Below are 590 nucleotides of genomic sequence, written 5' to 3'. Positions count from 1 at the left end.
TTGATCCCCGGCCGACCGGCGCCGAAGCTGGTCTCGGCGGCGATGGTCAAGTCGATGAAGCCGGGGTCGGTCATCATCGATCTGGCGGTGGAACGCGGCGGCAATGTCGAGGGGGCGGTTGTCGGCAAGGTCGTGACGTCGGACAACGGCGTGAAGATCGTCGGCCATCTCAATGTTCCCGGCCGGGTCGCGGCGTCGGCCTCGCTGCTTTACGCCAAGAACCTCTATGCCTTCCTGGAGACGATGGTCGACAAGGCGAGCAAGCAATTTGCCATCAACCGCGACGACGAGCTGGTCAAAGCGACCATGCTGACCGACGGCGGCAAGGTCGTGCATCCCAATTTCGCGGCTGTGGCCGACACGATCGCGGCGGAACCCGAGGCGGCTGAAAAACCGGTCAAGAAAACGGCCGTCCGAAAACCGGCCGCTCCCAGAAAATCGTCCACGCCGAAAACCGGGGGAGTCGCGTGATGGAACAGACCGCATTGGAAAGGGCGCTCGACCAGCTGGACCAGGCAGTCGCTGCGGTGCGCCTGGCAATCACGGACACCGCAGGCGCGCAGCGCGCCGCCGAGGTGGCCGGCGATGTC

General features: G+C 65.1%; 1 pseudogene. It reads left to right on the top strand.

The features are described 5' to 3' along the window. Positions 1-471, top strand: a pseudogene (locus ACCO56_RS33055) (Re/Si-specific NAD(P)(+) transhydrogenase subunit alpha); the annotation flags it as partial. Positions 472-590 lie beyond the last annotated feature (119 nt).

The organism is Mesorhizobium sp. 1B3 (genome assembly GCF_050958605.1).
Taxonomy (GTDB): Bacteria; Pseudomonadota; Alphaproteobacteria; order Rhizobiales; family Rhizobiaceae.
Note: the sequence above shows the minus strand (reverse complement) of the source record. Positions and strands in the feature narration are given on the sequence as shown.